The sequence below is a fragment of the Parafrankia sp. EUN1f genome, from assembly GCF_000177675.1.
In the GTDB taxonomy this organism is placed as follows: Bacteria; Actinomycetota; Actinomycetes; order Frankiales; family Frankiaceae; genus Parafrankia.
On the sequence record NZ_ADGX01000337.1, the window covers coordinates 1 to 2,456 of the forward strand.

2 protein-coding genes are annotated in these 2,456 nt (G+C 70.4%); one reads left to right on the forward strand and one right to left on the reverse strand.

The window, feature by feature from the left end:
* Window positions 1-576 precede the first annotated feature (576 nt).
* Window positions 577-1,839, reverse strand: coding sequence for an IS4 family transposase (locus FREUN1FDRAFT_RS38850; RefSeq protein ID WP_006545935.1), 1,263 nt, complete (start codon window positions 1,837-1,839; stop codon window positions 577-579).
* 77 nt (window positions 1,840-1,916) lie between these two features.
* Here FREUN1FDRAFT_RS38850 and FREUN1FDRAFT_RS38855 point away from each other — a divergent pair.
* On the forward strand, window positions 1,917-2,456 hold a 540-nt coding region (locus tag FREUN1FDRAFT_RS38855; protein ID WP_006545936.1), incomplete at its 3' end, for a hypothetical protein.

Below are 2,456 nucleotides of genomic sequence, written 5' to 3' on the forward strand. Positions count from 1 at the left end.
TCACCGGGTCGCCTTTGCGGCAACGATCGTGGCCGCGTGATCTCGCCTGTGCTCTGAGGCCCCGTCGGTTTCGGGGGTGCCAGCGGAGCCTGCGGTTCTGGCGAACCTCGGCGGGAATGCGGGTTACCCCGCGTCCCGCCGACAGCCAGCAACAACCGCTGGCGGGCGGCCTCCCGGTCCACGCCTCAACGCTTTGGGTTGCGGCTTCAGGCGGCCGCTCGGGTTGCGCTTCTGCCAGGCCATTCTCCCTAATAGGGGAAAATGGGGTGCGGGGTCGCTTGGAAATCCGCAAGAAGTGAGGATTTCGGTTGTTGCAGCAGCCAAAATCCTCACTTCTTGCTCTAATGCCACTTAGCCTATTTTGATCAAGCTGCTGCCTGGGGTTCTACGGGGTTGGCGAGCCTGATCGTGGGCGGGGCGGAGTGACGCCTACCGCGCTGGCGGGATTTCTTCACCGGGTAGCGGTGCGGGCCGGCGCGTCGCACCGCGCGAGGGTAGGTGCGTTCGCGGTGCCGGGTGAGTTTCGCGGGTCGGGTGATGTCCGTGGTGATCAGGGTGAGGGCGTGTTCCTGCTGGTCAGGGGGAAAAGGCCGGCGGGTCAGCGACCTGCCGGCGCAGAACTCTCACGGTCCGGGTGAACCGGACCCGGTCGGGGTCGATCCCGGCGGCGGTCGCGGCCGCGCAGATCAGCGCGGCGATCGCGTGGTGGGTGAGCAGGTAGCCCCAGATCTCCTGGTAGACCCCCTCGGGTGACTGCGACCGCAGGACCTTCCCCGGGCCGCGCAGGTAGGTCTTGACCTGCCGGTTCGCGGTCTCGTGTTCCCACCGCTGGTGGTAGGCGCCGGCCAGCGCGGCCGCGGGGGCCTCCCACGGGTCGAGGATGGTGGTGATCAGGGCGATCAGGTCACCGCTGCCGTCACCGTCACGGTCGGGGACGTCGTACTCGATGACCCGGACCAGGCGGGCCTGGGCCGGGTCGAGGGGTTCCCCCGCCCGGGCCGCGGCGATGAGGGGGTCGCGTCCTTTCGCGGTGACTTTCGGGCTGATCAGGACCGACAGGTAGGAGCCGTCTCCCAGTGCGTGCAGCGGGGGCAGGCGCAGGTTCGACTTCACCCGCCACAGCAGCGCGGCACCGGTGTCGGCGGCGGTGCACCAGTCCGCCCAGTTGTAGAAGTTGCGGTCCGCGAGCAGCAGCCAGTCGGGTTCCAGGCGCCGGTAGAGGCCCCGGGCCAGGGTCTGTTCCCCGGCGGCCTTCCCCGCGCCGGCGGGGCCGAGGGCGGCGAGGACCGGTGCGCGTGACCCGCATTCGGTCACGGTCACCGCGCGTACCTTCGGGAACGCGGCCGGGGTGTGTGGGCCGGGTGAGCCGGGCAGGCCGAACGCGTCGAGGTTCGCCGTCGACGCCGCCGCGTCGAACTCGACTCCGTCGATACTCATCAGCCGCCAGGTCCGCAGGAACGCCCCGATCGTGTCCGGGTCCGCGACCGGGGCCGCGACCTGGGAGAACAGGTGGGCCAGCGGTTCGGGGCCGAGCCGTTGACGGGCCTGGGTCAGCCCGCCCGAGGTCGGTTCCCAGCCCTCCTCGAACCGGCCCCAGTCCGCGAGTGTTCCCGCGAGACGGGCCGCGACCTCCTCGTAGTCCTCGTCGCCGAACAGTGCCAGCGCCATCACGAACAGCACGACGACCCGGGGTGGGATCTTCCCACCCGCCCGTTTCGCGGCCTTCCCGGTGGCCTCGATCGCCTCGTCGATCTCGTCCCGGGACACGAACGCGGTCAGCACACCGAGTGAGATCCAGTCCGTCAACCGGCCGTCGACGACCGGGCGATCATCTGCCACAGACCGTGATCATGCCGGCAACCAGGACGAACACCCAGCACCGACACACCACAACCCTGAAGATCAACTTAGGCTAAGTGGCATTAGGTCTTGCTGGCAACGCTGGCGGATTCGGCTTCTCCGGTGCGGCCGCGGCGGTCACTCCCGGTCTTCCGGACTGGCTGCGGGCGGACGTCGAACGTCGTTCGTTCGAGAACTCGCGCCGCCGGCTCGACCGGCCGTTCCGGCGGGCCCGTCGGCGTGCGTTGAATTCCGCCCGGATCTGGGCCGCCGCCGCTGCCGCCTCGCCGGTGGCGGCCGTCGCCGCCGATGAATGGGGTTGGCTCGGTTTCGGTGCGGCAGCCCTCGTTCAGGCCGCTGTGTCGTTTCGGGAGTTCCGAACGTCTCCGGATACCGGGCTGCCCGTGCCGTGCGTCGCTCCGCTGAAGGCCATGGAGATACGCCGGTCCGCAGCCGCGCGTGCGCTGCGCCGCGGCGAGGCCGGGCTGGCCGCTCTCGCCGCCCTGCTGCTCGCGGTCGAGGCTCGTCCGGCCGCCGCGCAGGTGTTGCGGGCCACCGAGACTGCCGCCCGCCTGGTCGACGACCTCCGATCGACCGCTCGCAGGGTCCTGGCCTGC